General features: G+C 75.5%; 1 protein-coding gene. It reads left to right on the top strand.

From position 1 onward, the window contains the following. The coding region (locus ACWJ6R_RS36070) for a SpnB-like Rossmann fold domain-containing protein (protein ID WP_449066503.1) at positions 1-1,554 on the top strand (1,554 nt) is incomplete at both ends.

The raw sequence follows: 1,554 nt of genomic DNA on the forward strand, positions 1-1,554 counted from the left end.
GCCGACCTGGCCCGCGCCGGGATCGACGCGGTGCGGCACGACAGCCTGGCCGCGCTCCTGGCGGCGGAGCAGGTGCCCGACCTGGTCTGCGTCTCGCTGGACGGCGGGCCGTCGGGCGCGCTGGCCGAGGCCGTCGGCGACCGTACCTGCGAGGTGCTCGGCCTGCTGCAGACCTGGCTGGCGGAGGAGCGCTTCCCGTCCTCGCGGCTGGTCCTCATCACCCACGGCGCCGTCGCCGCGACGGACGACGACGAGGTGACGGACCTGGTGAACGCCGCGGTCTGGGGACTGGCCAGGTCGGCGCAGTCGGAGAACCCCGAGCGGCTGATCCTGCTCGACCTGGACGGCCACGCGGACTCCTACCGGGCGCTGCCGGCCGTACTGGCCGACGGGGAGACCCAGCTGGCGCTCCGCGAGGGCACGGCGTACGCGCCCAGGCTGGGCCGCGCCGGATCCGGGCGCGGCAGCGCGATGATCCCGCCCGCCGGAACCGGGAACTGGCGGCTGGACGTGACCGGCCGCGGCACGGTCGACAACCTGGCGCTGCTGCCGGCGGGCGACCCGCCCCTGGCCCCCGGCCAGGTCAGGATCGCCACCCGGGCGATGGGACTGAACTTCCGCGACGTGCTGATCGCCCTGGACATGTACCCGGGCGACGCGCCCATGGGCGGCGAGGGCGCGGGCGTGGTCGTCGAGGTCGCCGACGACGTCACCACGCTGGCGAAGGGCGACCGGGTGATGGGTGTCATCGACGGCTTCGCCCGGCTGGCCGTCACCGACCACCGGCTGCTCGTCCGCATCCCCGACGGATGGACGTTCACCGAGGCGGCGGCCGTGCCGATCGCCTTCGTCACCGCCTACCACGCGCTCGTGGACCTGGCGGGCCTGCGCGCGGGTGAATCGCTGCTGGTGCACGCCGCCGCCGGCGGCGTCGGGACGGCCGCCGTGCAACTCGCCCGCCATCTGGGAGCCGAGGTCTACGGCACCGCGAGTGAAGGCAAGTGGGACGCGGTGCACGCGCTGGGCGTCCCCCGCGAGCGGATCGCCTCCTCCCGGACGCTGGAGTTCGCGCGGACCTTCGGCGGCGGAGTGGACGTGGTGCTCAACTCCCTCGCCGGAGAGTTCGTCGACGCCTCGCTCGGGCTGCTGCGCCCCGGCGGACGGTTCATCGAGATGGGCAAGACGGACGTGCGGGACCCCGCCGAGGTGCTTCCGGCGCAGTACCGGAGCTTCGACCTCACCCTGCTCGACCCGGCGCGCACCGGCGAGATCCTCGCCGAGATCGTCGCGCTGTTCGCGGAGGGCGCGCTCCGGCTGCCGCCGATCCGCAGCTGGGACGTCCGCCGGGCGGGCGACGCGTTCCGGCACGTCGCCCAGGCCCGCCACATCGGCAAGGTCGTGCTGACCATGCCGGCCGAACTCGACGGCGAGGGCAGCGTGCTCGTCGTCGGCGGCACCGGCGCGCTGGGCGCGCTGGCGGCCAGGCGGCTGGTGACCGAGCACGGGGTGCGGCACCTGGTGCTGGCCCGGCCGCCGGCGGCCCCGAGGCCGCGG

The sequence above is a fragment of the Planomonospora algeriensis genome, assembly GCF_977012225.1.